Origin of the sequence: Haloarchaeobius sp. FL176 (assembly GCF_024609245.1) — an archaeon.
GTDB lineage: Archaea > Halobacteriota > Halobacteria > Halobacteriales > Natrialbaceae > Haloarchaeobius.
Window position 1 is genome coordinate 1 of sequence record NZ_JANJYH010000005.1, and the last position, 21,520, is coordinate 21,520.

A 21,520-nucleotide genomic window follows, 5' to 3' on the forward strand; every position below is an offset into this window, starting at 1 on the left:
AAGGCGAGCAACTGTTCACCTGCTGGTGCACCGTCGACCAGGCCCCCGAAGTCAAGGACGCCTTCCGCCGCGCCTACAACAAAATCTCCCCGCCCTGCCGCGTCGTCGTCGAACGAGGCGAGGAGAAACTCATCGCGTAGGCTTTTCTTTCCGGGGTCGAACCCACTCGCATGGTCGACCTCGCAGTCGTCAACCGCGCCGAGACGTTCGAGCGGATGCAGTCACCGCTCGCCGAGCGCGGCGTCTCCGTCCACCACGTCCAGGTGAAAGAGCGAACCCTCGCGCTCTCGCCCGAGACGGCACCGTTCTCCGCCGACCAGTTCGACGCCGGCTTCGTCTATCCGGGCCGCATGATGGAGGGTGGCGTCGCCGACGCGCTACTCGACGTGCCCTGGGTCAACGGCCGCGATGCGGTGCTCACCTCGCGGAACAAGGCGGGCGTCCTCGCGCGTCTGGAACGCGCGGGCCTGGCCGTCCCGCAGTCGGTGTACGTCTCGAACCCCGCCGACGAGTCCGCCGTGGCCGAGGCCGTCGAGTCGCTCGACCCACCCGTCGTCCTCAAGCCGAACTCGACGACCAGAGGTATCGGCGTCGCGAAGGTACCGGACCTCGACTCGGCGCTCGGCGTCACAGACTACCTCGACCTCGTCCACGACTTCCGCGCGACGGGTGACCGCTCCTACCTCGTTCAGGAGTTCGTCCCCGATGCCCGGGACTATCGAGTGATGGTGCTCGACGGCGAGTACGTCGGCGCGGTGGAACGCCAGCTCTCGGACGCGGACCGCGAGGCCGGGCGCTGGAAGCACAACGTCCACCGCGGGGCCGAGGCCACGCCCGTCGACCTCGACCCGGAGTACCGCCGGCTGGCCGAGCGAGTCGCCGACGAACTCGACATCCGGTTCCTCGGGGTCGACCTGCTGGTGGGGCCGGACGGTGTCGTCGTCAACGAGACGAACGCACGCCCGACCATCGACGACGCGGCGAAGTACGAGGACGGGTTCTGGGACCGGCTCGCCGGCGCGGTCCGGGAGACGGCCGACGCGGCGTAGCCGCGGCTCACGGTGGGGAAAACGGAGGATGGTGGGTCGTTACTTCAGGTCGATGCCCGCGGAGGTGTCCAGTCGCTCGAAGACGACTTCGAGGACGCCGTTGTTGTAGGTCGCTGTCGCGTTGTGCTCGTCGACGCGGTTCGGAAGCTCGACGCGCTCGTGGTACTGTCGGTGCTCGCTCTCGGCACCGATGGTGAGTGCCTCGCCGTCGCACTCCAGTTTGATGTTCTCTTTCTCGACACCCGGGAGGTCCGCCACCACACGGATCTCGTCGTCGGTCTCGTGGATGTCGACGTGCGTGTCCGAGCCGAAGCCTGCGTCGCCCTCGAACTGCATGTCGACCGACCGATCGCCCATCATCTCGTTCATCATCCGCTCGATTTCCTTGAAGAAGTCGTCGAACGGCTCGTCACGGTCGTCACGACGCATGGAACACCCTAACGGCCGTCACCTCAAAAGCCTTCTGTCCCGGTCAACGTCGCCGGGACTCGGCCGTGCTAACGCTCGAAATCGATAGCTTTGCCCACTCCAACAGCGACGTTGACCAGCCCTGCCATCGCGGGCAACAGGCTGGCACCGCAGTCGTTGCAGTCGTCCTTCCAGCCGACCGTCAGCGTCTCCAGCTGGATGGTGACGTTCCTGACTCCCTCGTCAGGGCCGGGACAGCCGGCGGCCGTACAGCCGATGAAGAAGACCGTGCTGAGGCCGACGAGGATGCCGGCCACGACGAGACCGACGCCGAACCGGCGGTTCCGTGCCATCGTGACCGACGGGTTCGAACGAGCCGCGTAGAAAGCTGTGCTGCCGCCGGGTTAGAGGCCCATCCCCATGGCCTCGTTCGTCGTCTCGATGCTCTCCGCGGCGTCGCTCTCGCCGAGGATGGCCCGGACCGCGTCGACGTTCTCCGGCACCACGTCGGACTCCTGGTGGATCGCCTGGAAGAGGTACAGGTCGTTACCCTCCATCGTGATGGACTCGCCCCAGATGCAGTTCTCCCAGATGTCTGCACGCGGCCGGCCGACGTCCTGGGCGTACTCCTTGAGCTTGCCCGCCCCGTCGATGGCCATGTGCTCGTCGATGACGAACGTCCGGGACTGGGAGTCGAGCAGTTCGCGCACCGCCTCGGCGTCGGGTGTGGATTCGAGTTCGACGTTGATGCTGTGGGTGTGCATCAGCGTCGCGGGCACCTTCAGGCCGAGCGTGTCGATGGAGAGGTCGGGGAAGATGGTGTTCACGTCGGGGCCGTGGTGGCTCGGGAGGCTCACCGGGTTCGGCAGGATGTCGTTGATCGGGCCGCGACCTGTCTGGGCGGGGTCGCCGCCGCGGCGGACCAGCGTCGCGCGCACCTTCTCGATGCCGTACTCCTCCTGTAGCGGCGCGACGAGCCGGGAGAGCCCGGTCGTGTTGCAGGAGACGACGCGAGCGACGTCCGCGCCGGTCGTCGCGTCGAAGTTCGCGCGGGCGTTGAAGCTCACGTCGGCGGCGTCGGCGTCCTCGCCACCCTGGAGCAGCGCCGGCGTGTCGTGCTCGCGGTACATGGCGACGTTGTCCGCGCCGATACCGGACGGGCAGGCGTCGACGACCACGTCGGCGGCCGCGACGAGTTCGTCGACCGTTCCGGCGAGCTCGATACCGGCGTCGTCGAACTGGTCCATCCGCTCCTCGATGGCGGCGTACAGCGGGTACCCCTTCTCGACAGCCGTCTCGGCCTCGAAGTTCGGGCGTGTCTTCGCGACGCCGACGACCTCCATGTCTGGCTGGGCGCGCACGGCGTCCGCGACGCGCTTGCCGATGGTACCGTAGCCGTTGATGGCCACCTGGATCATACCCGAACCTCGATAGCCCCGCGAGATAACCGTTTCGAGGTTCCTACCTACTTCGGCGGCGAGTAAGTCCTCCGTGGCCGACGACGCACTCGGTCCCTCGCGGACGCTAATCGGCCGTTAGCCGTGGGGTACTGATTTCCTTGATATGTCTAACAGTTCATTTCTTCCGATATACGATGAAAGAACTTTTGTCGAGTATCGGCGTAGGCGGAAGCACCATGCTCTCCGCGGGGGTGTTCATCGCCGGGCTGGTGCTGTTCGTCGGCGGGGTGAGTGCTATCAGGACCACGCCGGGCGAGACCGAGCCCGCGGACACCGTTCTCACAGGTCGGAGACGCCGCCGCCACCGCGACGCGCCGATGGACTACGTGCAGGTCGACGGGGCCGTCCTCGGCATCCTCGGGCTGCTCTTCATGCTCGGGACGACGCTCCTCTGAGCGCAGACGGTAAACCCTAACAGGGCTCCCACCGACCGGTTGGATATGACCGACCTCCGCAAGCCCGCAGAAACGGCAGTCAGACAGTGCCTCGACCTCTCGCCCGACGAGTCCTGCGTCGTCGTCACCGACGACAAGCGCCGGCCCATCGGCGAGGCGCTGTACGAGGTCGCCAGCGAGATCACCGACGACGCGACACTGTGCTGCTACCCGCCGGGGGACCAGCACGGCGAGGAACCACCCGAACCCGTCGCCGCCGCCATGGCCGCCAGCGACGTGTTCCTCGCGCCGACGACGAAGAGCATCAGCCACACCCGCGCCCGGAGCGAGGCCTGCGAGGCCGGCGCGCGCGGCGCGACCCTCCCGGGCATCACCGAGTCGGTGTTCCTGACGGGGCTGGACGCCGACTACGAGCGCATCGCCGCCGAGTGCGAGGCGATGCTCGAACAGGTCGAAGCCGCCGACGAGGTCCGGGTCACCACCGAACTCGGCACCGACATCACGTTCGAGCCGGGCGACCGGGAGTGGCGCTCGGACACCGGCATGGTCGACGAGCCCGGCGCGTTCTCCAACCTGCCCGCTGGCGAGGTGTTCGTCTCGCCCGAGAACGCGAACGGCACCTACGTGGTCGACGGCACCATCGCCCCCCACGGCCTGCTCGACGAGGGAGAGACGGTGACCATCGAGGTCGAGGACGGCTTCGTCACCGCCACCGACTCCGACGAGATCGACGCGATGCTCGAGACAGCCGCCGAGGAGGTCGGCCGGGACGCCTACAACCTCGCCGAACTCGGCATCGGCACCAACGTCGCCGTCACCGAGCTCGTCGGGAGCGTGCTGCTGGACGAGAAGGCCGGCGGCACCATCCACATCGCCTTCGGCGACGACGCCGGCATCGGCGGCGACACCAGCGCGCCCCTCCACCAGGACGGCATCATCCGCGACCCGACCGTCTACGCCGACGGCGAGGAGGTCGAGCTGCCGACGGCCGAACAGTGAAAACCGCGAGACGGTGGAAGAATCGAACTGCCGACCGTTGAGTGAAACCCACACCGTAGCACTCCTGCCGACTTTTCACAACCGGCGCGCGCTGGCTCGCGTGCCGAAGGCCGCGAGCCTCTCAGCGTGCGAGGGATGAGGACCGCAGCGGAGCGAGGAGCGCAGCGAGGCCTGGGAGTCGAGACGCTCGGGGCTTTCTGGCTGTCCGAGTTGAAACAGACCCCCACGGCCGACTGAACCGGCACACTGGGAGCTTCTCGGTCACCAGTCCCACAAATCGCGTTACCGCCGGCCAAAACTAGTAGTACCAAGTCCGCGAACCACGGGACATGGAGCGACTCAATCCAGCGACCGGTGAGCACGTCGAGACGGTCGCCGAACACGACGAGGAAGCGGTCGAGGAGCGTCTCGCGACGGCGGCGGACACCTACGAGTCCTGGCGCGAAGTGCCGATGAACGAACGGCGGCAGCTGCTGGAGGAGGCCGCGAACGTCCTGCGCGAGAACGAACAGCACTACGCGGAGCTGATGACCGTGGAGATGGGCAAGCCCATCTCGCAGGCCAAGGGCGAGGTCCGCAAGTGCGCGTGGGTCTGCGAGCACTACGCGGAGAAGGCCCCGGAGTACCTGCAGGACGAGGTCATCGGTGGGGCGAGCAACGCGACGACGTACGTCCGGCACGAACCCATCGGGCCGGTGCTGGCGGTGATGCCGTGGAACTTCCCGTTCTGGCAGGTGTTCCGGTTCGCCGCGCCGAGCCTGGCGGCGGGCAACGTCGGGCTGTTGAAGCACGCCTCGAACGTGCCGAAGTGCGCGCTGGCCATCGAGGAGGTGTTCCGCGAGGCGGGCTTCCCCGAGGGAGCGTTCCAGACGCTGCTCGTCGGCGGCGCGGAGGCCAACGAGGTCATCCGCGACGACCGCGTCCGGGCGGTGACGCTGACCGGGAGCGAGTTCGCGGGCAAGCAGGTCGCCAAGACCGCGGGCGAGGAACTGAAGAAGACGGTGCTCGAGCTGGGCGGCTCGGACCCGTTCGTCGTGCTCGACGACGCGAACGTCGATGCGGCCGTCGAGACGGCGGCGACGGCGCGGCTGCAGAACAGCGGGCAGTCCTGCATCGCGGCGAAGCGGTTCATCGTCCACGACGACGTGTACGACGAGTTCCTCGACGGGTTCGTCGAGGAGCTGGACTCGTGGACCGTCGGCGACCCGATGGACGAGGAGACCGAGGTCGGCCCGCAGGCGCGCGAGGACCTGATGCAGGACCTCCACGACCAGGTCGAGCGCAGCGTCGACGCGGGCGCGGACTGCCTGCTCGGCGGCGAGCCGATGGACAGGGACGGCTACTACTACCCGCCGACGGTGCTGGCGGACCTCGACCGCGACATGGCGGTCGCCTGCGAGGAGACGTTCGGCCCGGTCGCGGCGGTGTTCCGCGTCGAGAGCGAGGCCGAGGCAGTCGAACTCGCGAACGACTCGCCGTACGGGCTCGGGGCGTCGGTGTGGACCGACGACCTCGACCGCGGCGAGCACGTCGCCCATCAAATCGAGGCGGGCGCGACGTTCGTCAACGAGATGACGAAGTCCGACCCGCGCCTGCCGTTCGGCGGCGTCGGCATCTCGGGCTACGGCCGGGAGCTGGCCGCCGACGGCATCCGCGAGTTCGTCAACCGGAAGACGGTGTGGGTGCAGGCGGCCGACGACGAGTAGGGAGACGCGACGGCAGGAGCGTCTCCGCCAGCGGAACGGCGAGCGGTGCGTGGTTCGGAACGAGCGGTGCGCGGTTCGAAGAGCGCTAGCGAGTGAGAACCGCGACTGCGAACGGCGAGCGCAGCGGCCCGTGAGCACAGCGAGTGAAAACCGCGAGGCGAGCGCAGCGAGCCGTGACGCCGTCACGCGCTTTCGACGCGGGTGAGTTCGAGCGAAAACCCAACTCGAAGCTACGGTACTCCTCGGACGCCGACGACACGGCACGAGTCTAGACGTCGTCCACCCGCCGGTACTCGCCGAGGTCGAGGTCGCCGTCGACAGCGCTTCGGCAGGGCTAAACCGCCGGGGCGTCACGCCCCGGACATGAGCAGGGAAGCGCAGTTCGACCGGGCGAAGTGGCACCTCGCCGGCGTCATCGTCGGCTTCGTCGTGCTGGTGGTCGTGGTCGTCGCGACCGGCGCGTCGGTCCCGGCGCTGGGGCTGGATGCCCCCTCGACCCGGTTCGCGGCCATCGGTGCGTTCCTCGCCGCTGTCGGCGGCGTCTACACGATACACGCGAAGATCGTGACCATCTGGTTGACCGCCCGGACGCAGGGCATCGACGACCTCGAAGCGGTCGAGGTGAGCGACGAGGACGTCTCACAGCGCCGCAACGGTGCACTGCTGATGTTCGTCGGCGGGCTGGTCGTCCTCCTCGTCGGGTTCCTGTAGCGCCCCGTTCTCGACCGTCGATTTATACTGTCGCCGCCCCGAGAACCGAGCATGAACGTCGTGACGTTGCTCCCCTCCGCCACGGAGGTCGTCTTCGCGCTCGGGGTCGAGCCCGTCGGGGTCTCCCACGAGTGCGACTACCCGCCGGGCGCTGCCGACCTGCCCGCCGTCGAGTACAGCCGCATCGACGCCGACGCCTCGACCGCCGAGATCGACCGGCAGGTACAGGAGGCCGAGGCGTCCGGCGGCGTCTACGGCATCGACGTCGACCTGCTCGACGAGCTCGACCCGGACCTCGTCGTCACGCAGGGCGTCTGTGACGTCTGCGCTGTCGACGAGGTGCTCATCCACGACGCCGTCGAACGGATCGACGCGAACCCCGAGGTGCTGACGACCGACCCGCACAGCGTCGGCGACGTGTTCGACGACGTCCGGGCGGTCGGTGCGGCGCTCGACCGCGAGGAGCGGGCCGCCGAAGTCGTCGCGTCGCTCGAGGAGCGCGTCGCCGCCGTCCGCGAGCGGGCAGCCGACTGCGAGCGCAAGCGCGTGGCCGTGCTGGACTGGACCGACCCCGTGATGGTCGCGGGCCACTGGGTACCCGAACTCGTCGAGGCCGCGAACTGCGAGTACGGGATGGCCGACCCAGGCGACGCCTCCACGCCCCGGGAGTGGGACGACCTGCGCGCGTACGACCCCGAGGCGCTGGTGGTCGCGCCCTGCGGCTACGACCTCGCCCAGACCCGCGCGAACCTCGCCGACCTGACCGACCGACCCGGGTGGGACGAGTTGACCGCCGTCCAGAACGGCGACGTGTGGGCCATCGACGGGAACCACTTCCTGAACCGGCCTGGCCCCCGCGTCGTCGACTCGCTGGAGCACCTCGCCGGCGTGCTCCACGACGAGTTCGAGACGCCGAGCCGCGACGTGGCCGCGCCGCTGTCGGAGCTGGCGGCCGCGCGCTGACCGGGAAGCGTTACGGCCCCACCGTCCCAAGCCCCACCCGATGACACGACGTGCGGCCATCGTCGACCTCGACGGCACCGTCTGGCGCGGCGACGAAGTGATTCCGGGCGCTCCCGAGGGCATCGCCGCCCTCCGCGACGCCGGACTCGCCGTCCGCTTCGTCACGAACAGCACGAACGTCGACCGCGAGGCGTTCCCCGACACAATCGAGTCGATGGGCATCCCCGGCGACGTCGGCGGCATCTCGACGGCTGCGTCCGCGACCGCGACGTACCTCGCCGAGCACCACCCGGACGCCGAAGTGTACGTCGTCGGCTCCGACGTGCTGTACGACGAGATCCGCGAGGCAGGCCTCACCGTGGTCTCCGAACAGGACCCGTCGTCGCGACCGCGAGACGTGGCACCGGCCGACGTCGTCGCGGCGGGGAAGGCCTACGACATCGACTTCGACCTGCTCACGGAGACGCTCTGGGCGTTCGACCAGGGGACGCTGTTCGTCGCGACGAACGCGGACCGGGCGTTCCCGACCGAGGACGGCCTTAAACCCGGCGCGGGCTGTACCATCGGGGCCATCCAGGGGATGACCGGTCGCGAACCGCTCGTCGTCGGCAAACCCTCGGAGCACATGGCCGACGCCGTCACCGAGCAGCTGGGCGTCGCGCCAGGGGAGTGCCTCGTCGTCGGCGACAACCTCCACACGGACATCCTGATGGGCGAGCGCGCCGGAATGGAGACGGTGCTCGTACTCACCGGGGCGACGCGACGCGAGGAGATCGGCGGCTCGGGCGTGGAACCCGACCACGTCGTCGACTCGCTCGGCGAGGTCGCCGGGATACTCTGAGCTACGGCTTGTGCGTGAAGATGACCGCCTGGTCGTCGACGGTGCCGACACAGAGGTCGAGCTGCAGCGTGAGGTCGAGACTCGTCGGGTTCTCCTGGCAGACTACGAGGTCGTCGAACGGCTCGTCGCAGGCCGGACAGGCGACCGCGACCGTGTTCTGGTAGCTCTTCACCGACTGGTTCTCCTCCCGCAGCGTCAGCGACGCCACGAGTTCGTCGAAGTCGACGTCCTCCATACGCCCCCATAGCGGGGCACTGTACATAAAATCAGACGCGTTGCCAGGTCGTGGCGCGCCCGGTTCAGTAGCCGAAGTCGTCGCGGACGAGGACCACGGTCGTCCGGCCCGCCTCGTTCTCCTGTCGGTAGACGAGCTGCTTGGCGACGACCGAGCCGGCACCGTAGGCGTCCTGTGCCCGGGCGTCCTCCAGCGGGAAGACGAACTCCTCGATGCGCTCGAAGGCGGCGTCGAGGTCGTCGACGATCTTGTTCACGCCGGAGACGAGCAGCAGGTTGCCGGCGGCGAAGGGGTACGCGCCGATGCGGCTGCCGGAGGCGTCGGCGGCGACGAGCTCGCCCGTCTCGGCGATAGCGTTGACGCTGCCGAGGAAGTAGTCGGCGGTCTGGGCCTCGCGCCGGAACTGCTGGCGCTCTTCGTCGTCGTCGATGCTCCAGACCTGCCCCGCGAGGTTCTCCCAGTCGTGCTCGTCACCGTTCAGGTAGTCGACGAAACCGATCTCCTCCAGCGTCGTCGAGTGACCGTTCATCACCGACGCACCGGCCGGGATGGCGTCGACGACCGTGTCGAGGGCCTCGTCGGCCGTGTCGACGACGACCACGTCGAAGCCACGCGCCTCGAGGTTCTCGACCGTCGCCTGAATGGTCTCCTCGTCCGGAAGCTGGTCGTACGATTCGTCCGCAGATACTGTCGTGAGATACTCGGCTTTTTCAGACATGATGAGGTGTGGGTCTCGCGACGGTGGGAGCCGCCGCGCGTCGACTCACACTCGGAGCGGAACACCCATAACTGCTCTCGGACGACCGTGTAAGCAGGTTACAGCGGTGTTACGACACGTGTTCACGCGGCGCACTCAACCGCCGTTCAGCGCTCGCTCTCCCCGCCGGACTCGACGAACGCGACCATCCGGTCGGTCTCGACGAAGCCGTCGGCGAGCGTCGCGACCTGCTCGCCGTCGCGGAGCAGGACGAACGTTGGCGTGCTCCGCACCTCGAACCGGTCGAGCAGCGTCATGTCGTCGCCGGGGTTCGCCATCGCGACGGTCGCGTCGGTGACCCGGGCGACGGTGCCGATGACGGGCTCCATCGCCTGGCACTTGCCACAGCCGTTCGTGTACAGTTCGAGGAGGACGAGCGACTCCGCGGCGAGGAGGTCGTCGAGTTCGTCGCCGTCCGCGAGTCGGACGGGCTTGCCGTCACTTCGTGTGCTCATACCGTCAGTACTCGGTCGAACAACCTAACGGCTCCGCCGCGTGACGCGGCCCGCGCATCACCGCCGCGACGGACGGCATCGCTCACCGCAGCGCCAGCACGGCCGCCGCGAGGTCGTCCCAGGCGTCGGCCGCCGCCGGCACCGTGTCGGCCAGCGAGAGGAAGCCGTGTGGCGCGCCCGGGTAGTGGCGTCGTTCGACGGGGACGCCGGCGTCGGCGAGTGCGTCGACGTACCGCGCCCCGTCGTCCCGCAGTGGGTCGACGCCCCCGGTGACGACGACCGTCGGCGGCGAGTCCCCGAGCGACGAGGGCTCCGCACCCAGGAGCGGGGAGAGCCGCGGGTCGTCGACCGGAATCGTCCCGTCGTCCCGGTACAGCCGCCAGAACCACTCGAGGTCCGCGCGGGTGAGCAGCGGCGCGCCGGCGTGCTCCGCGTGCGACTCCCCATCGAGCGTCGGGTCGAGCATCGGGTAGAACAGGACCACGAGCCCGACCGTCGCGTCGGCCCGTAGCGCAGCCATTGCAGCGAGATTCGCGCCCGCGCTGGAGCCCGCGACGCCGACCTGTGCCGGGTCGACACCGAGCTCGTCGGCGGACTCCCCGGCCCACTCGACGACGGTCGTCACGTCGGTCAGCCCCGCCGGACACGGGTGCTCGGGTGCGAGCCGGTAGTCGACCGAGACGACGACACTGTCGGTGTTCGCCGCTAACCGCCGGGCGAGGTCGTCGGCCGAGTCCAGCGTCCCGAGGACGAACCCGCCGCCGTGGGCGAACACCAGCGCCGGTGCGGGCTCTTCCAGGCCCGGCGGCCGGTACACCCGGACTGGAATCGTGTCCTCCTCGCCCGGTCGGTCGACAGGCCGGTCGGTCGTCCGTACGTCGCCGTCGGTCGACCGCGAGAACACCTCCGCCTCCAGCGCTCTGGCCCGCTCCACGCCGAGTTCGTGCCACGCAGGGGTGTCGGGCAGCTCCGTGATCGCACGCTCGAACGCGGGGTCGAGGTCTGTCACTGCGTCGGCCTTCGCACCACCATGGAATAACGATGCAGGTTCCGGACGAACCGGGGTTTATCAGCTATCCCGCGGCCAGAGCCCGCGTGCACTTACCGTCACCGCACGCGGGCCAGCGGCTGTGCGACGCGTCCGTGTGCGACGACACCATCCTCTGGAACCGCTCCACGGTGGTTCACGCGTCGCCTGCTCGCCACACGACCGCCAGCGACCGCGCCTGGCGGCAGTTTTATCGCGAAGACTGCCATGGGTTCAGATAGCTTGGCATGTCTCTGGGTATCACTACCGACGATGACGACGTTCACCGGGTGCTCGACGTCGACGGGTCCCTCGTCGACGGGGCGTCCGTCCCGCTCTCCGACGACGGGCTCCGGGACCTCTACGAGGACCTGAAGCTCGCCCGCCGGTTCGACCGCAAGGCAGTCTCGCTCCAGCGACAGGGGCGGATGGGGACCTACCCGCCGATCTACGGGCAGGAGGGCGCACAGGTGGGGAGCGTCCACGCGCTCGACGACGAAGACTGGCTGTTCCCCAGCTACCGCGAGAACGGGGCGATGCTGGCCCGTGGCGCACCGATGGCGGCGAACCTCGAGTACTGGATGGGCTCGGAGTCCGGTAACGCGACTCTCGGGGACAGGAACGTGTTCCCGGTGGCGAACCCCATCGCGACCCAGGTGCCCCACGCCGTCGGCCACGGCTGGGCATCGCGGCTCGACGGCGACACGCGCGTCTCGCTCGTCCACTTCGGGGACGGCGCGACCTCCGAGGGCGACTTCCACGAGGGGATGAACTTCGCCGGGGTCTTCGACGCGCCAGTCGTCTTCTTCTGCAACAACAACCAGTGGGCGATCTCGGTACCGCGAGAGCGACAGACCGCCAGTGCGACCATCGCCCAGAAGGCAGACGCCTACGGCTTCGACGGGGTCCGGGTCGACGGGATGGACCCACTCGCTGTGTACGAGGTGACCCGTGACGCCGTCAACGGTGCGCGCGACCCCCTCGACGGCGAGAAACGCCCGACACTGATCGAGGCCATCCAGTACCGGCTGGGCGCGCACTCGACCTCGGACGACCCCGGAGTCTACCGCGACGAGGAGCGCACCGAGGAGTGGAAGCGATACGACCCGGTCCCCCGACTGGAGTCGTTCATGCTGGAGAGCGGCCGCATCGACGAAGAAGACGTCGAGACCGTCGAGGCGGACATCGACGAGCGCATCGAGGCCGCGGTACAGGGGGCCGAGTCGTTCGAGCCCGACCCGGACGACATCTTCGAGGACACCTACGCGGAGCGGCCGCCACGGCTCGACCGGCAACGCGAGCACCTTCGCGAACTACGCGCGGAGTTCGGTGACGAGGAACTGCTGGAGGATTAGCGAGCGTCAGTCGTCAGCGGCGGTCGCCTCGGCCTCGCTTTCCTCGGGCTCGTACTTCTTGAACGCCTCCGCGACGAGCAGCGGCGTGACGAGCGTCGCCTCGGCCTCTACCTCGACGTGGTTCGTCACCTCCTCCTTGATCTTGCCCCAGGAGACGGCCTCGTCCGGCGGCGCACCGGAGAGCGAGCCGTCGCCCTCGACACCCGTCGAGATGTACACGGCGTAGTCCGCGCCGCCGCGGAACAGGTTCGTCATGATTGCGTGGTGCTTCGGGAGCCCGCCACCGATGACGATGAGCCCGGTCTTGTCCGCGAGCAGTCCCTCCTCGATGAGGTCGTCGTAGTCCTGGAGTATCTCGATGCCGACCTCACTGTCGTAGCCCTGCTTGTAGTAGTAGAGGAAGTTGCCGACCTCGGCGTCGGTCAGCGCCGGACAGAAGATGGGGATGTCGTTGTCCGCCGCGTTCGCGAGGATGGAGTCCTCGTCGTCGATGGTCTCGCCGAGCTCGCGCGAGAACTCGACGGGCGTGCGGACCTTCTCCTCGGCGAAGAAGTCGGGGAAGAAGTCGTTGAGGTGCTCCTCTAGCCAGACGTAGCGGTCCGACGGGACGAAGATGTTGCCGAGGCGGTTGATGCCGCGCTCGCGCATCGCGGCCTCGTCGACGTCCCACTCGCCCATCTTGAACGGCTTCTCGGTCTTGATGACGTCCTCGGTGATGGAGCCGGAGGTGGTTATCATCACGTCGACGAGGTCCTCGCGGGCGAGGTACGCGAGCGTCTCGCGCAGGCCGGAGGAGACGATGTTCGAGGTGTAGGTGCAGTAGATCGTCGCGCCGTCGTCGCGCATCCGCTTCACGATGTCGATGGCCTCGGCGAGGTGGGTCGCCTGGAACCCCGTGGTCTCGTAGCTCGCGAGCAGTTCGGCGAGGTCGAACTCGCCGGTGAAGTCGTACCCCCGCACGTCGGGTGTCGTGAGCTCCTCTTCGGAGCCCGGAATCACGTTGTCCTTCGTGTCGTCGTCGGTCATGGCTGGAAAATCGTCCCCGACAGATAAGAGCGTTACACTTGTAGGTGAGCTATGGACGTCGCTATCGTGCTGTACGAGGGGTTCGACGAACTGGACGCGGTCGGACCCTACGAGGTGTTCCAGACAGCAGGCGAGCTCGGCGGCGAGATGGAGGCGACACTCGTGACCGTCGACGAGCCGACGACCGTGACTGCCAGCCATGGGCTCCGCGTGGAGCCCGACGCCGCGCTGGAGGACGTGGAGCCGGACCTGGTCCTCGTCCCCGGGGGCGGCTGGAGCGACCCGGACTCGCCCGGCGCGCGCCGGGAGTTCGACGACGGCACCATCCCGGACGTGCTCCGCACGCTCGCACCGACGACGCAGCTGGCGAGCGTCTGCACCGGCGCGATGCTGCTCGCGGCGGCGGGCGTGCTGACGAACCGGCCGGCGACGACCCACCACAGCGCGATGGACGACCTCTCGGTGTTCGCCGACGTGCGAGACGAGCGCATCGTGGACGACGGCGACGTGCTCACCTGCGGCGGGGTCACGGCAGGGCTCGACCTCGCGCTCTACCTCGTCCGTCGGGAGTGCAGCGACGAGGTCGGCGACGCGGTCGCGACGGAGATGGAGTACGTGCCGCGGGTCTGACGCCGGGAGCGACGGGAGTCACCGCCCGGGGTGACTCAGAACGTCTCCTCGAGCAGCGAGCCGACGGCACGGGGAGCCGCTCGGGGGTGGCCTGGCGGGAGATGTCGAGCTCGTCGGCGACGCGCAGCCACTCGTCCGCCGGCGTCGGTGCCTGTGCCGTCAGCTGGATAGTCAGGTCTCGGTGGGCCGCGATGGTCGTTCCGAGGACGGATCGGTCGTGTGAGAGGAGAATCTCCGCGACGGTCTCCACGACGCTGTGTTCGGGTAGGGGTGGCATCGTCTGTCACGGCGGCAGGCGGTGAGGGGGACTATCGCTCTCGCGAAGGCGGGACGCCGACCGCTGGTCGCCTGTCAGTTGAGGGTTCGCCTGACCGCTTCGACGCCGAACCCGAGCGCGATGACGGCGTTCGTTATCGAGAGGAGCAACAACACGGTCGGTTTCGTGCTCGTCAGCTGGCTCTCTCCTCCCTGAACACCGAACCGGACGTACATCTATTCGCACGTGTCGAGGCATTCGGAGCACTGGGACGACGGTCGGTGTGATATCTCAGTCTGCGGTAGCGAGCCGCTCCTCGAGCACCGCGAACCCGCGGTCGAGGTCGTCGACGAGGTCGTCGACGTGCTCGACACCGACGGAGACGCGGACGAGCGTGTCGGTGATGCCGAGGGCCTCGCGCTCCGCTCGCGGGACCGGTTCGTGGGTCATCGCGGCCGGGTGTTCGACGAGCGACTCGACGCCGCCGAGGGAGACGGCGAGCGTGAACGTCTCGAGGTGCTCCAGGAACGCCTTCGCGTCCTCGAGACCACCGGCAAGCTCGAAGCTGAGGACGCCGCCGTAGCCCGTCATCTGTTCGCTCGCGAGCTCGTGTTGCGGGTGGCTCTCCAGCCCGGGGTAGTACACCGAGTCGACGAGCTCGTGGTCGTCCAGGTACTCGGCGATGACGGTCGCGTTGGCCTCGTGCTCGCGCATTCGCATCGGGAGCGTCTTCGTCCCGCGCAGGACGAGGTAGCTGTCGAACGGCGAGAGCATGTCGCCGATGCCGACCTGCTGGAGGAAGACGACCTCCTCGGCGATGGCGGCGTCGTTCGTAACGACGGCACCGCCGATGGAGTCCGAGTGACCGTTGATGAACTTCGTCGTCGAGTGAGCGACCAGGTCCGCCCCGAGTTCGAGCGGTGCCTGGAAGTACGGGCTCATGAACGTGTTGTCGACGCCGAGGACGGCGTCGCGGCTGTCGGTGAGCTCGCTGATCGCCGAGAGGTCACAGAGCTTCATCCGGGGGTTCGTCGGCGTCTCCATCCAGACGAGCGTGGTCTCGTCGGTCATCGCGTCCGCGACGTTCCCGGTGTCGGTCGCGTCGACGAACGTCACGTCCACGGCGAGGCGGTCGCGGAACACGTTCTCGAACATCCGACGGGTGCCGGCGTAGAGGTCGTCGAAGGCGACGATGTGGTCGCCCGGCTCGACGACGGCGAGGACGCTGGTGAAGATGGCGGCGGTACCCGAGGAGAACGCGAACGCGTGCTCTCCTCCTTCGATCGCCGCGAGGCGCTCCTCGAGGGCGTGTCGGGTCGGGTTCGAGAGCCGGGAGTAGAGGAACTCGCCCTTCGACGGGTCGACGTCCTCCAGGCTCATCTCCGTGTCCAGCCCGGGGAGCGCGAACGTCGAGGAGAGGTGGATCGGCGAGACCACGTCGCCGACGTCCGGCGCGCCGGGAGTGGCCTCTTCACCGTGTGCGACTGCGAGCGTCTCGAACCGCTTCGATGACCGTTCGTCGTCCATGCATCACGAAAACGAGACGGTTGGGCTAATAACTTACCAATTCTTAGTAATTTGTCTGCAGAGATTTATTCCTCCGAGGTATTCCCGCCGTCACTCGCGAATGTGGAGTGAGTACGCGATGCACGAGAGCCCAGCCAGCTGCAGGAGCCGCACCCCCAGCCTGAAGTAGTCCTGATACGGGAGGGGGAGCACCCGCCCCTGCAGCAGCACGGTCCCCACGAAGGCGACGCTGTAGGTCACGGCAGTCAGTACGATGAGGCCGATGGAGAGGTACCACATCGGGCGGTTGTCGTACCGGCCGAGCGCACGGTAGGCCTGGTAGCCGATGTAGAGGCCGACGAGCGTCGACAGCGAGGCCGCCACGATGACCGCGAACTCGACGGTCGTGAACGCGAAGCCGAACATCTCAGAGGTCACCCCAGAGGTCGGCGAGTCGGCCCGCGGGGTCGTCCTCGCGCCGTTCGACGGTCAGCCGGAGCTGGCCCTCACGGAGGCGGATGGCAACCTCGTCCAGCGTGGCGGTGTAGACGGCGTCGTGGTGGCCGTCGGACCGAGGACGGGTCCGTTCGGAGACGAGCCCGGCGGACTCCAGTCGTTCGAGGCGTCGGTACGCCGTCGGGAGCGAGCAGTCACAGCGTTCGGCGAGTTCTGATGCGGACATGTGTTCGGTGCTGACCGCGGTGAGGATGGTGCGGGCGTACTCGTCGTCGAGCAGGCCGACGACGGTCTCTAGACTCGGGTCCTCACTCACGTCCATCGTGTCTGTCGGGGGGAATCTATACGTTTCGGGACTGTTCGACGCTTTGAAACGGGCACGACGGTCCGAGCCCGTGTCCACTCATTCGTCAGGCCCATCGAGGTCGTAGTCGACGAGCCACATCGACGAGGACCCGTCGGCACTCTCGAAGACGAGCCGGACGGACTCGTCGGGTCCGCCAACGTCGACGGTGAGGGAGTCCCCGGGCGTGACGGTGCCGTACTCGTCGGCGAACTGGGCGGGAGCCTCGTCCTCCGCGCCGTTGGTCCCGTCGACGACCTCCGTGCCGTTGGACCCGTCGACGACCTCCGCGCCGTTGGACTCGTCGACGAACACCGTCAGCAGCTCCGCATCGACGGCGTCGCCGGCCTCGTGGCGGAGCGTCACCGTGCCCGCGTCGCGGTCGTGGTCGAGCCCCCAGGTCACCTGCGGGGTGAGCTGGTTCGAGTCGAGGTCCTGAAAGTAGCGTTCGAGCGGCTGGTGCATCTCGATGGTTGCCAGGTTCTCGTCGAGCGAGACATCGACAGAGTAGGCGTCGACCGCTCGCTGCACCTCGGTCATCTGCTCCCTGATGCTGCGTATGGTGGGCACGTCGTCCTCGGGGAACAGGAGATAGTGGACGAAGTAGGCGGCCGAATCGTCGTACGTCATCGACATTCCTCCGGTCTCGGGTGCGTCCCAGTCGTACGGCATCGGAACGCCGAGCCAGACGAACGGCTGTGAGCCCGCTGCCGCGGTCAGCTCGGCGAACTGTTCATCGTGTGTGTGCCGTGGTTCGGTCCGGTCCGCGCCGGTATCGATGATGCGGCGGACGTCCGACTCGTGGTGGCTGGACCGTGAGAAGACGATGGCTTCATCACCGACAGCAACGGTCCGCGGGAGGTCCGAGCGCCCGTAGAGGTCGTACCCGTCGTAGGAGCCCTGCGCCTCGTAGCCGCTGTCGAGCAGGGTTTCTTCGACCGTCCCACGGTCCACGTCGACCTCGGCGACGATGCTCGCGAAGTTCCCGAGCACGCGGTCGTAGTTGTCGTAGCCGATGCCGAAGTAGTCCATGCTGGACTTGAGGAAGCCGCGCCCGATGTGGACCCGGTCGACGGCCCCGCTGCCGGTCTGTCGGGGTGTCGTGTACATCAGGTCTTCCCAGAGCGGGCTCCCTCTGTCCGACTCCGTGTCGAATGGCGGTACCCAGCGGCGGTAGACAGGGTCACCGGCCGGGGGCACGTCGACGCGTCCGTAACGGATCTCCTGTCCGAGCGGTGGCATCGTCGCAGTGCAGCCCGCCAACGTGGCACTGGCGGCAGTCGCCAGGGCGGCACCGCCGGCCGCGAGCAGCTCTCGGCGGCTGTGTCCGTCGGTATCGTCCTGTCTGGTCATATTCGTTCGAATGGCTGTGAGGAGCATAATACCGGACAGTCCGCCCATCGGGTTGGAAAGCCGAGGAAAGCTATTTATACAAGTATCGAGCGAGGCTACCAGCCCCGCCTGAGCGGTTGGACTGGAAACGGAGGGGTGAGTTGATATCGCAGGATGAGGTTTATCCCTTCGTCACGGCGGAGCACCGACACCGGTCCAGAACGGGAGCAAACAGCCGCCTCAGGCGCTGTGTTCTCGCACCGACTCGAACTCACCCGTTTCGATGCTCTCGACGACCTCGTTCTCGTCAAGGTCGGGCACCTGACTCGGGTACTTCCGTGTGAAGTAGCCGACGATGTTCCGCACGTCCCGCGCGAGGAACTCGGCGGCGTTCTCGTGGTCGCTCTCGACCGCCTGTGGCCAGTCGAACACCGTCACGCCACTCTCGTCGACGAACACGTTGTACTCGCTCATGTCAGCGTGGACGAACCCCTGTCGGTAGGCCTCTGTCACCTCCGCGAGCACCAGATCCAGCACGCCGACGACCTGGGCGTCGTCGAGTTTCGCCCGGGAGAGTTCGACGCCCTCCATCTTCTCCATCACGATGGCGTGGCGGTTGTGGTCGATGGGCCGGGGAACGGAGACGTCCGGGTAGAGCGCTTCCAGTCGTTCGTACTCGCGCTCGGCGGCCTTGCGAGCGGTGTAGAGCCAGGAGACGTGCTCTCGGTCGGAGGTGTAGTCGCGCTCTTTCATCACCTCGCGGAAGTTCGTGAAACCCTCCCGGTGGTACTTCAGGGCCATCGGGCGGTAGGACTGTACCTCGTACACGTCGGACTCCTTTCCCACCCCGAGCGAGGAGCCGAAGCCGGTGACGGTGTCGCGCTCCGCGAAGGTGTGCAGCGCGAGCGCGTCGTAGCCCTCGAACTGCAGCTTGTACCCCTCGTACTGGATGGTCTTGCGTTTCAGCAGCCCCCGGTCGAGACAGCGGTCGAGCCGGTAGTCGACCTCCTCGACGGTGAGTCGCGAGAACTTCGGAATCTTCGAGCGCTGGACCCACTCCGAGAAGCGCATCCCCTGCTCGACGCCCGAGAGCAGGTGGAAATCCTCCGGCTCCAGCTCGGCGACGAGCGGGGCGACGTTCTGTACCATGGCGACCCGTAACCGGCCGGGAGGTAAAAGCCCGATGTGTCCCCGCGCCCCGCCGCCGTAAATCGTATGTTGCGATATGAAATCGACCAGCTGGCGATAACAATCCACGAACGGCACTCCTCGCTCGATGCGTCGACAGCCCGGTGACTGAGCCGCGGTTGTGAACCCCCGTCGACAACCATGCCAACGACTACCGAACCAAATAGGCCCGGTGTACAAGCCTCTTCACGCGTACCAGCAAGTGCGGAGGAACGACCGATGTCCAAGACACAATCAGGTTCGGATTACGGCGCACTGTTCGAGAAAGTAACCGGCGAGACGGAGCTCGTGGAAGAGCAGGACCGGAGCGCGGCCGAGAGTGAGCGTGCGGTCGACGAGGAGATCGAGTCCTACGTCGAGCGGACCGTCCGCGACGACGGGCTCGACGAGGCGGTCGAGGCACCCGACACCGACGTCGGCTAGGCCAGACGTGGGGAGGGGCGTCACACAACGCCTTTGTCTGGACCCCGCGAACCCGCAGGTATGCTTGCGGACAGGGAGTGGCGGCTGATACGCGAAGAGTCGCGCGACGGCCCGGCCAACATGGCGCTGGACGAGGTCGCCGCCGCGTCTGCCACGACGGACGGCGTCCGCACCCTCCGAGTCTACCAGTGGGAGCCGAGCTGCCTCTCGATGGGCTACCAGCAGGCCGCCGACAGCGTCGACTGGGCGTTCTGCGAACGCGAGGGCATCGACGTGACGCGCCGCCAGACCGGGGGCGGCGGTATCTACCACGACAGCCACGCAGACGTCTCCTACAGCATCATCGCGCCCGCCGACGAGCTCCCGGGCTCGCTCATGGACTGCTACGAGCTGCTCTGCGAGCCGGTGCTCGACGCCATCCGTTCCGTGGGTGTCGACGCCGACTTCGCCGACGACGAGTACCCCCGAATCCATCAGCCCGCCTGCTATCTGCGGGGCATCCACCCCGCCCACGACGTGCTCGCCTACGGCGACGACGAGGCGCGCAAGCTCTCGGGGAACGCCCAGTACCGCCAGCGCGACGCCGTCATCCAGCACGGCTCCATCTCCTTCGACCTCGCGACCGACCGCCACCTCGGCGTGTTCGCCGACCACGACGTGACCCCGGACCGGTTCTGCGATCGCGTCACCGGCATCCGCCAGCAGGCCGATGTCGACCGCGAAACGTTCGTCACCGCACTGGAGGAGTCGCTGAGCGAGTGGGCCGACGCAACCGAGGGAGGGTGGACCGACGACGAGCTCGACGCCGCGGCCGAGATGGTCGAGACGAAGTACGACAACGAGGCGTGGGTGCGCGACCGGGACGACTCGCGGTAGCCCGTTTTTCTGAGAGTAGATGAATTTGTAACCTCCGGCCCGCGTCGACGACCACTCGACCGGGTGGCTCGCGGCTGGCGAACGTTCCGAGCGCAGCGAGGCCCGGGAGTCGAGACCGCTGGGGGCTTTCGAGGCTCTTGTCGCGCCCTCCAACACTCGGTGAGCGTCTCTATTACCGCCAACAACGACAATCCACCTCCCACCGTCGTTCGCTTCCGAAGCCACTTTGACCCGCTACCCCCACCCGTCGGTATGGTCAAGGTAGGCGCACACGTCTCCATCGCGGGCGGTGTCGACAACGCCGTCGAGAACCAGCTCGAAATCGGCGGCAACTGCGGACAGATCTTCACGCACTCCCCGCAGGTCTGGGACCACGGTACCCTCGAAAACGACGAGGCCGCGGCGTTCCGCGACGGCACCGCTGAATCGCTGGAGGGTCCGTGGGTCATCCACGCCTCGTACCTCGTCAACCTCTGTACTCCGAAGGACGGACTGCGCGAGAAGTCCCTCGACTCCATGCAGCAGGAGGTCGACGCCGCCGACGTGCTCGACATCGACTACGTCAACGTCCACCTCGGCGCGCACACCGGGGCCGGCGTCGAGGGCGGCATCGAGAACGCCGCGAGCGCGCTCGACGAGCTCGATATTCCGGACGGCGTGACTGTCCTCGTCGAGTCCGACGCCGGCTCGGGCACCAAGCTCGGCGGGCAGTTCGAGCACCTCGCGAGCGTCCTCGACCAGTCCGACCACGACCTCGAGGTCTGTCTCGACACCGCCCACATGTTCGCCGCGGGCTACGACCTCTCCTCGCCGGAGGCCGTCGCGGAGACCATGGCCGAGTTCGACGACGTGGTCGGGGCCGAGAAGCTCGCCTGCGTCCACCTCAACGACTCCAAGCACGAGTGCGGCACGAACAAGGACGAGCACGCCCACATCGGCGACGGCTACATCGGCGAGGACGGGATGCGTGCGTTCGTCAACCACGAGCTGGTCCGTGACGTGCCGCTCGTGCTCGAGACCCCGACCGAGGACGGCCGCAGCTTCGCCTGGAACGTCGACAAGGTCCGGGAGCTGCGCGAGGACGCCTGAGACTCTCGAGAGACCCGACTTCTCGGCGGTTTCT

Annotated in this window: 26 protein-coding genes and 1 pseudogene; 13 read left to right on the forward strand and 14 right to left on the reverse strand. The window is 67.7% G+C overall.

Going from position 1 to position 21,520, the window contains the following annotated elements:
- Positions 1-140 (forward strand): annotated as a pseudogene (rpl10e, locus tag NO978_RS10535) (50S ribosomal protein L16); the annotation flags it as partial.
- A gap of 30 nt (positions 141-170) precedes the next feature.
- Positions 171-1,049, forward strand: coding sequence for a RimK family alpha-L-glutamate ligase (locus NO978_RS10540; protein WP_257299554.1), 879 nt, complete (start codon positions 171-173; stop codon positions 1,047-1,049).
- Positions 1,050-1,088: 39 nt separating this feature from the next.
- Here NO978_RS10540 and NO978_RS10545 read toward each other — a convergent pair whose 3' ends face one another.
- The 3 genes from NO978_RS10545 to NO978_RS10555 form a co-directional block, all read right to left on the reverse strand.
- Positions 1,089-1,478: an Hsp20/alpha crystallin family protein gene (locus NO978_RS10545; RefSeq protein WP_257299555.1), complete on the reverse strand. Its 390-nt coding sequence runs from the start codon at positions 1,476-1,478 to the stop codon at positions 1,089-1,091.
- Positions 1,479-1,546: 68 nt separating this feature from the next.
- On the reverse strand, positions 1,547-1,810 hold the full coding sequence (locus NO978_RS10550; RefSeq protein ID WP_257299556.1) for a hypothetical protein: 264 nt from the start codon (positions 1,808-1,810) through the stop codon (positions 1,547-1,549).
- 51 nt (positions 1,811-1,861) lie between these two features.
- Positions 1,862-2,875 carry a type II glyceraldehyde-3-phosphate dehydrogenase gene (locus NO978_RS10555; RefSeq protein WP_257299557.1) on the reverse strand — a complete coding sequence of 338 codons (1,014 nt, stop codon included), beginning with the start codon at positions 2,873-2,875 and terminating at the stop codon, positions 1,862-1,864.
- A 218-nt stretch (positions 2,876-3,093) separates the two neighbouring features.
- On the opposite strand from NO978_RS10555, the gene NO978_RS10560 reads away from it, so the two are divergent.
- The 6 genes from NO978_RS10560 to NO978_RS10585 all read left to right on the forward strand — a co-directional run bounded on the left by NO978_RS10560 (position 3,094) and on the right by NO978_RS10585 (position 8,532).
- Positions 3,094-3,312, forward strand: a complete 219-nt coding sequence (locus NO978_RS10560) for a hypothetical protein (protein ID WP_257299558.1) — start codon at positions 3,094-3,096, stop codon at positions 3,310-3,312.
- Between the two features lie 45 nt (positions 3,313-3,357).
- Positions 3,358-4,311, forward strand: a complete 954-nt coding sequence (locus NO978_RS10565) for an aminopeptidase (protein ID WP_257299559.1) — start codon at positions 3,358-3,360, stop codon at positions 4,309-4,311.
- A gap of 329 nt (positions 4,312-4,640) precedes the next feature.
- Positions 4,641-6,017 carry an NAD-dependent succinate-semialdehyde dehydrogenase gene (locus NO978_RS10570; RefSeq protein WP_257299560.1) on the forward strand — a complete coding sequence of 459 codons (1,377 nt, stop codon included), beginning with the start codon at positions 4,641-4,643 and terminating at the stop codon, positions 6,015-6,017.
- Positions 6,018-6,380: 363 nt separating this feature from the next.
- The gene (locus NO978_RS10575) at positions 6,381-6,728 is read left to right on the forward strand and encodes a hypothetical protein (protein WP_257299561.1); all 348 of its coding nucleotides are present in this window, start codon (positions 6,381-6,383) and stop codon (positions 6,726-6,728) included.
- A 51-nt stretch (positions 6,729-6,779) separates the two neighbouring features.
- Positions 6,780-7,691, forward strand: coding sequence for an ABC transporter substrate-binding protein (locus NO978_RS10580; RefSeq protein ID WP_257299562.1), 912 nt, complete (start codon positions 6,780-6,782; stop codon positions 7,689-7,691).
- Positions 7,692-7,731: 40 nt separating this feature from the next.
- Positions 7,732-8,532 carry an HAD-IIA family hydrolase gene (locus NO978_RS10585; RefSeq protein ID WP_257299563.1) on the forward strand — a complete coding sequence of 267 codons (801 nt, stop codon included), beginning with the start codon at positions 7,732-7,734 and terminating at the stop codon, positions 8,530-8,532.
- A gap of 1 nt (position 8,533) precedes the next feature.
- Here the strand turns inward: NO978_RS10585 and NO978_RS10590 are convergent, their stop codons facing one another.
- The 4 genes from NO978_RS10590 to NO978_RS10605 form a co-directional block, all read right to left on the reverse strand.
- Positions 8,534-8,767, reverse strand: a complete 234-nt coding sequence (locus tag NO978_RS10590) for a hypothetical protein (protein WP_257299564.1) — start codon at positions 8,765-8,767, stop codon at positions 8,534-8,536.
- A 64-nt stretch (positions 8,768-8,831) separates the two neighbouring features.
- Positions 8,832-9,485, reverse strand: coding sequence for a lactate utilization protein (locus tag NO978_RS10595; RefSeq protein ID WP_257299565.1), 654 nt, complete (start codon positions 9,483-9,485; stop codon positions 8,832-8,834).
- Between the two features lie 146 nt (positions 9,486-9,631).
- Entirely contained in the window at positions 9,632-9,979 is a 348-nt protein-coding gene (locus tag NO978_RS10600) for a thioredoxin family protein (RefSeq protein ID WP_257299566.1), read from the reverse strand.
- Positions 9,980-10,061: 82 nt separating this feature from the next.
- On the reverse strand, positions 10,062-10,988 hold the full coding sequence (locus tag NO978_RS10605) for an alpha/beta hydrolase (protein WP_257299567.1): 927 nt from the start codon (positions 10,986-10,988) through the stop codon (positions 10,062-10,064).
- 266 nt (positions 10,989-11,254) lie between these two features.
- On the opposite strand from NO978_RS10605, the gene pdhA reads away from it, so the two are divergent.
- Positions 11,255-12,361 (forward strand): pyruvate dehydrogenase (acetyl-transferring) E1 component subunit alpha, encoded by a 1,107-nt coding sequence (gene pdhA, locus NO978_RS10610; protein WP_257299568.1) that lies wholly within the window; start codon positions 11,255-11,257, stop codon positions 12,359-12,361.
- 6 nt (positions 12,362-12,367) lie between these two features.
- Here the strand turns inward: pdhA and NO978_RS10615 are convergent, their stop codons facing one another.
- Complete coding sequence (locus NO978_RS10615; protein WP_257299569.1) at positions 12,368-13,387, reverse strand: deoxyhypusine synthase; 1,020 nt, start codon at positions 13,385-13,387, stop codon at positions 12,368-12,370.
- Between the two features lie 51 nt (positions 13,388-13,438).
- Here NO978_RS10615 and NO978_RS10620 point away from each other — a divergent pair, with 51 nt between their 5' ends.
- Entirely contained in the window at positions 13,439-14,017 is a 579-nt protein-coding gene (locus NO978_RS10620) for a DJ-1/PfpI family protein (protein ID WP_257299570.1), read from the forward strand.
- A 351-nt stretch (positions 14,018-14,368) separates the two neighbouring features.
- Here NO978_RS10620 and NO978_RS10625 read toward each other — a convergent pair whose 3' ends face one another.
- From NO978_RS10625 to NO978_RS10650, 6 genes are all read right to left on the reverse strand, one after another.
- The gene (locus NO978_RS10625) at positions 14,369-14,509 is read right to left on the reverse strand and encodes a hypothetical protein (RefSeq protein ID WP_257299571.1); all 141 of its coding nucleotides are present in this window, start codon (positions 14,507-14,509) and stop codon (positions 14,369-14,371) included.
- Positions 14,510-14,564: 55 nt separating this feature from the next.
- Positions 14,565-15,800 (reverse strand): PLP-dependent aspartate aminotransferase family protein, encoded by a 1,236-nt coding sequence (locus NO978_RS10630; protein ID WP_257299572.1) that lies wholly within the window; start codon positions 15,798-15,800, stop codon positions 14,565-14,567.
- Positions 15,801-15,890: 90 nt separating this feature from the next.
- A complete protein-coding gene (locus NO978_RS10635; protein ID WP_257299573.1) occupies positions 15,891-16,205 on the reverse strand; it encodes a hypothetical protein in 315 nt (104 codons plus the stop codon).
- Between the two features lies 1 nt (position 16,206).
- A complete protein-coding gene (locus NO978_RS10640; RefSeq protein ID WP_257299574.1) occupies positions 16,207-16,551 on the reverse strand; it encodes a helix-turn-helix domain-containing protein in 345 nt (114 codons plus the stop codon).
- An 87-nt stretch (positions 16,552-16,638) separates the two neighbouring features.
- Positions 16,639-17,931, reverse strand: coding sequence for a hypothetical protein (locus tag NO978_RS10645; protein ID WP_257299575.1), 1,293 nt, complete (start codon positions 17,929-17,931; stop codon positions 16,639-16,641).
- Positions 17,932-18,150: 219 nt separating this feature from the next.
- Entirely contained in the window at positions 18,151-19,059 is a 909-nt protein-coding gene (locus NO978_RS10650) for a serine/threonine-protein kinase RIO2 (RefSeq protein ID WP_257299576.1), read from the reverse strand.
- A gap of 258 nt (positions 19,060-19,317) precedes the next feature.
- Between NO978_RS10650 and NO978_RS10655 the strand changes: the two genes are divergently transcribed.
- The 3 genes from NO978_RS10655 to NO978_RS10665 all read left to right on the forward strand — a co-directional run bounded on the left by NO978_RS10655 (position 19,318) and on the right by NO978_RS10665 (position 21,486).
- Positions 19,318-19,521, forward strand: coding sequence for a hypothetical protein (locus NO978_RS10655; RefSeq protein WP_257299577.1), 204 nt, complete (start codon positions 19,318-19,320; stop codon positions 19,519-19,521).
- Between the two features lie 60 nt (positions 19,522-19,581).
- Positions 19,582-20,397, forward strand: coding sequence for a biotin/lipoate A/B protein ligase family protein (locus NO978_RS10660; protein ID WP_257299578.1), 816 nt, complete (start codon positions 19,582-19,584; stop codon positions 20,395-20,397).
- Between the two features lie 252 nt (positions 20,398-20,649).
- A complete protein-coding gene (locus tag NO978_RS10665; RefSeq protein ID WP_257299579.1) occupies positions 20,650-21,486 on the forward strand; it encodes a deoxyribonuclease IV in 837 nt (278 codons plus the stop codon).
- Positions 21,487-21,520 lie beyond the last annotated feature (34 nt).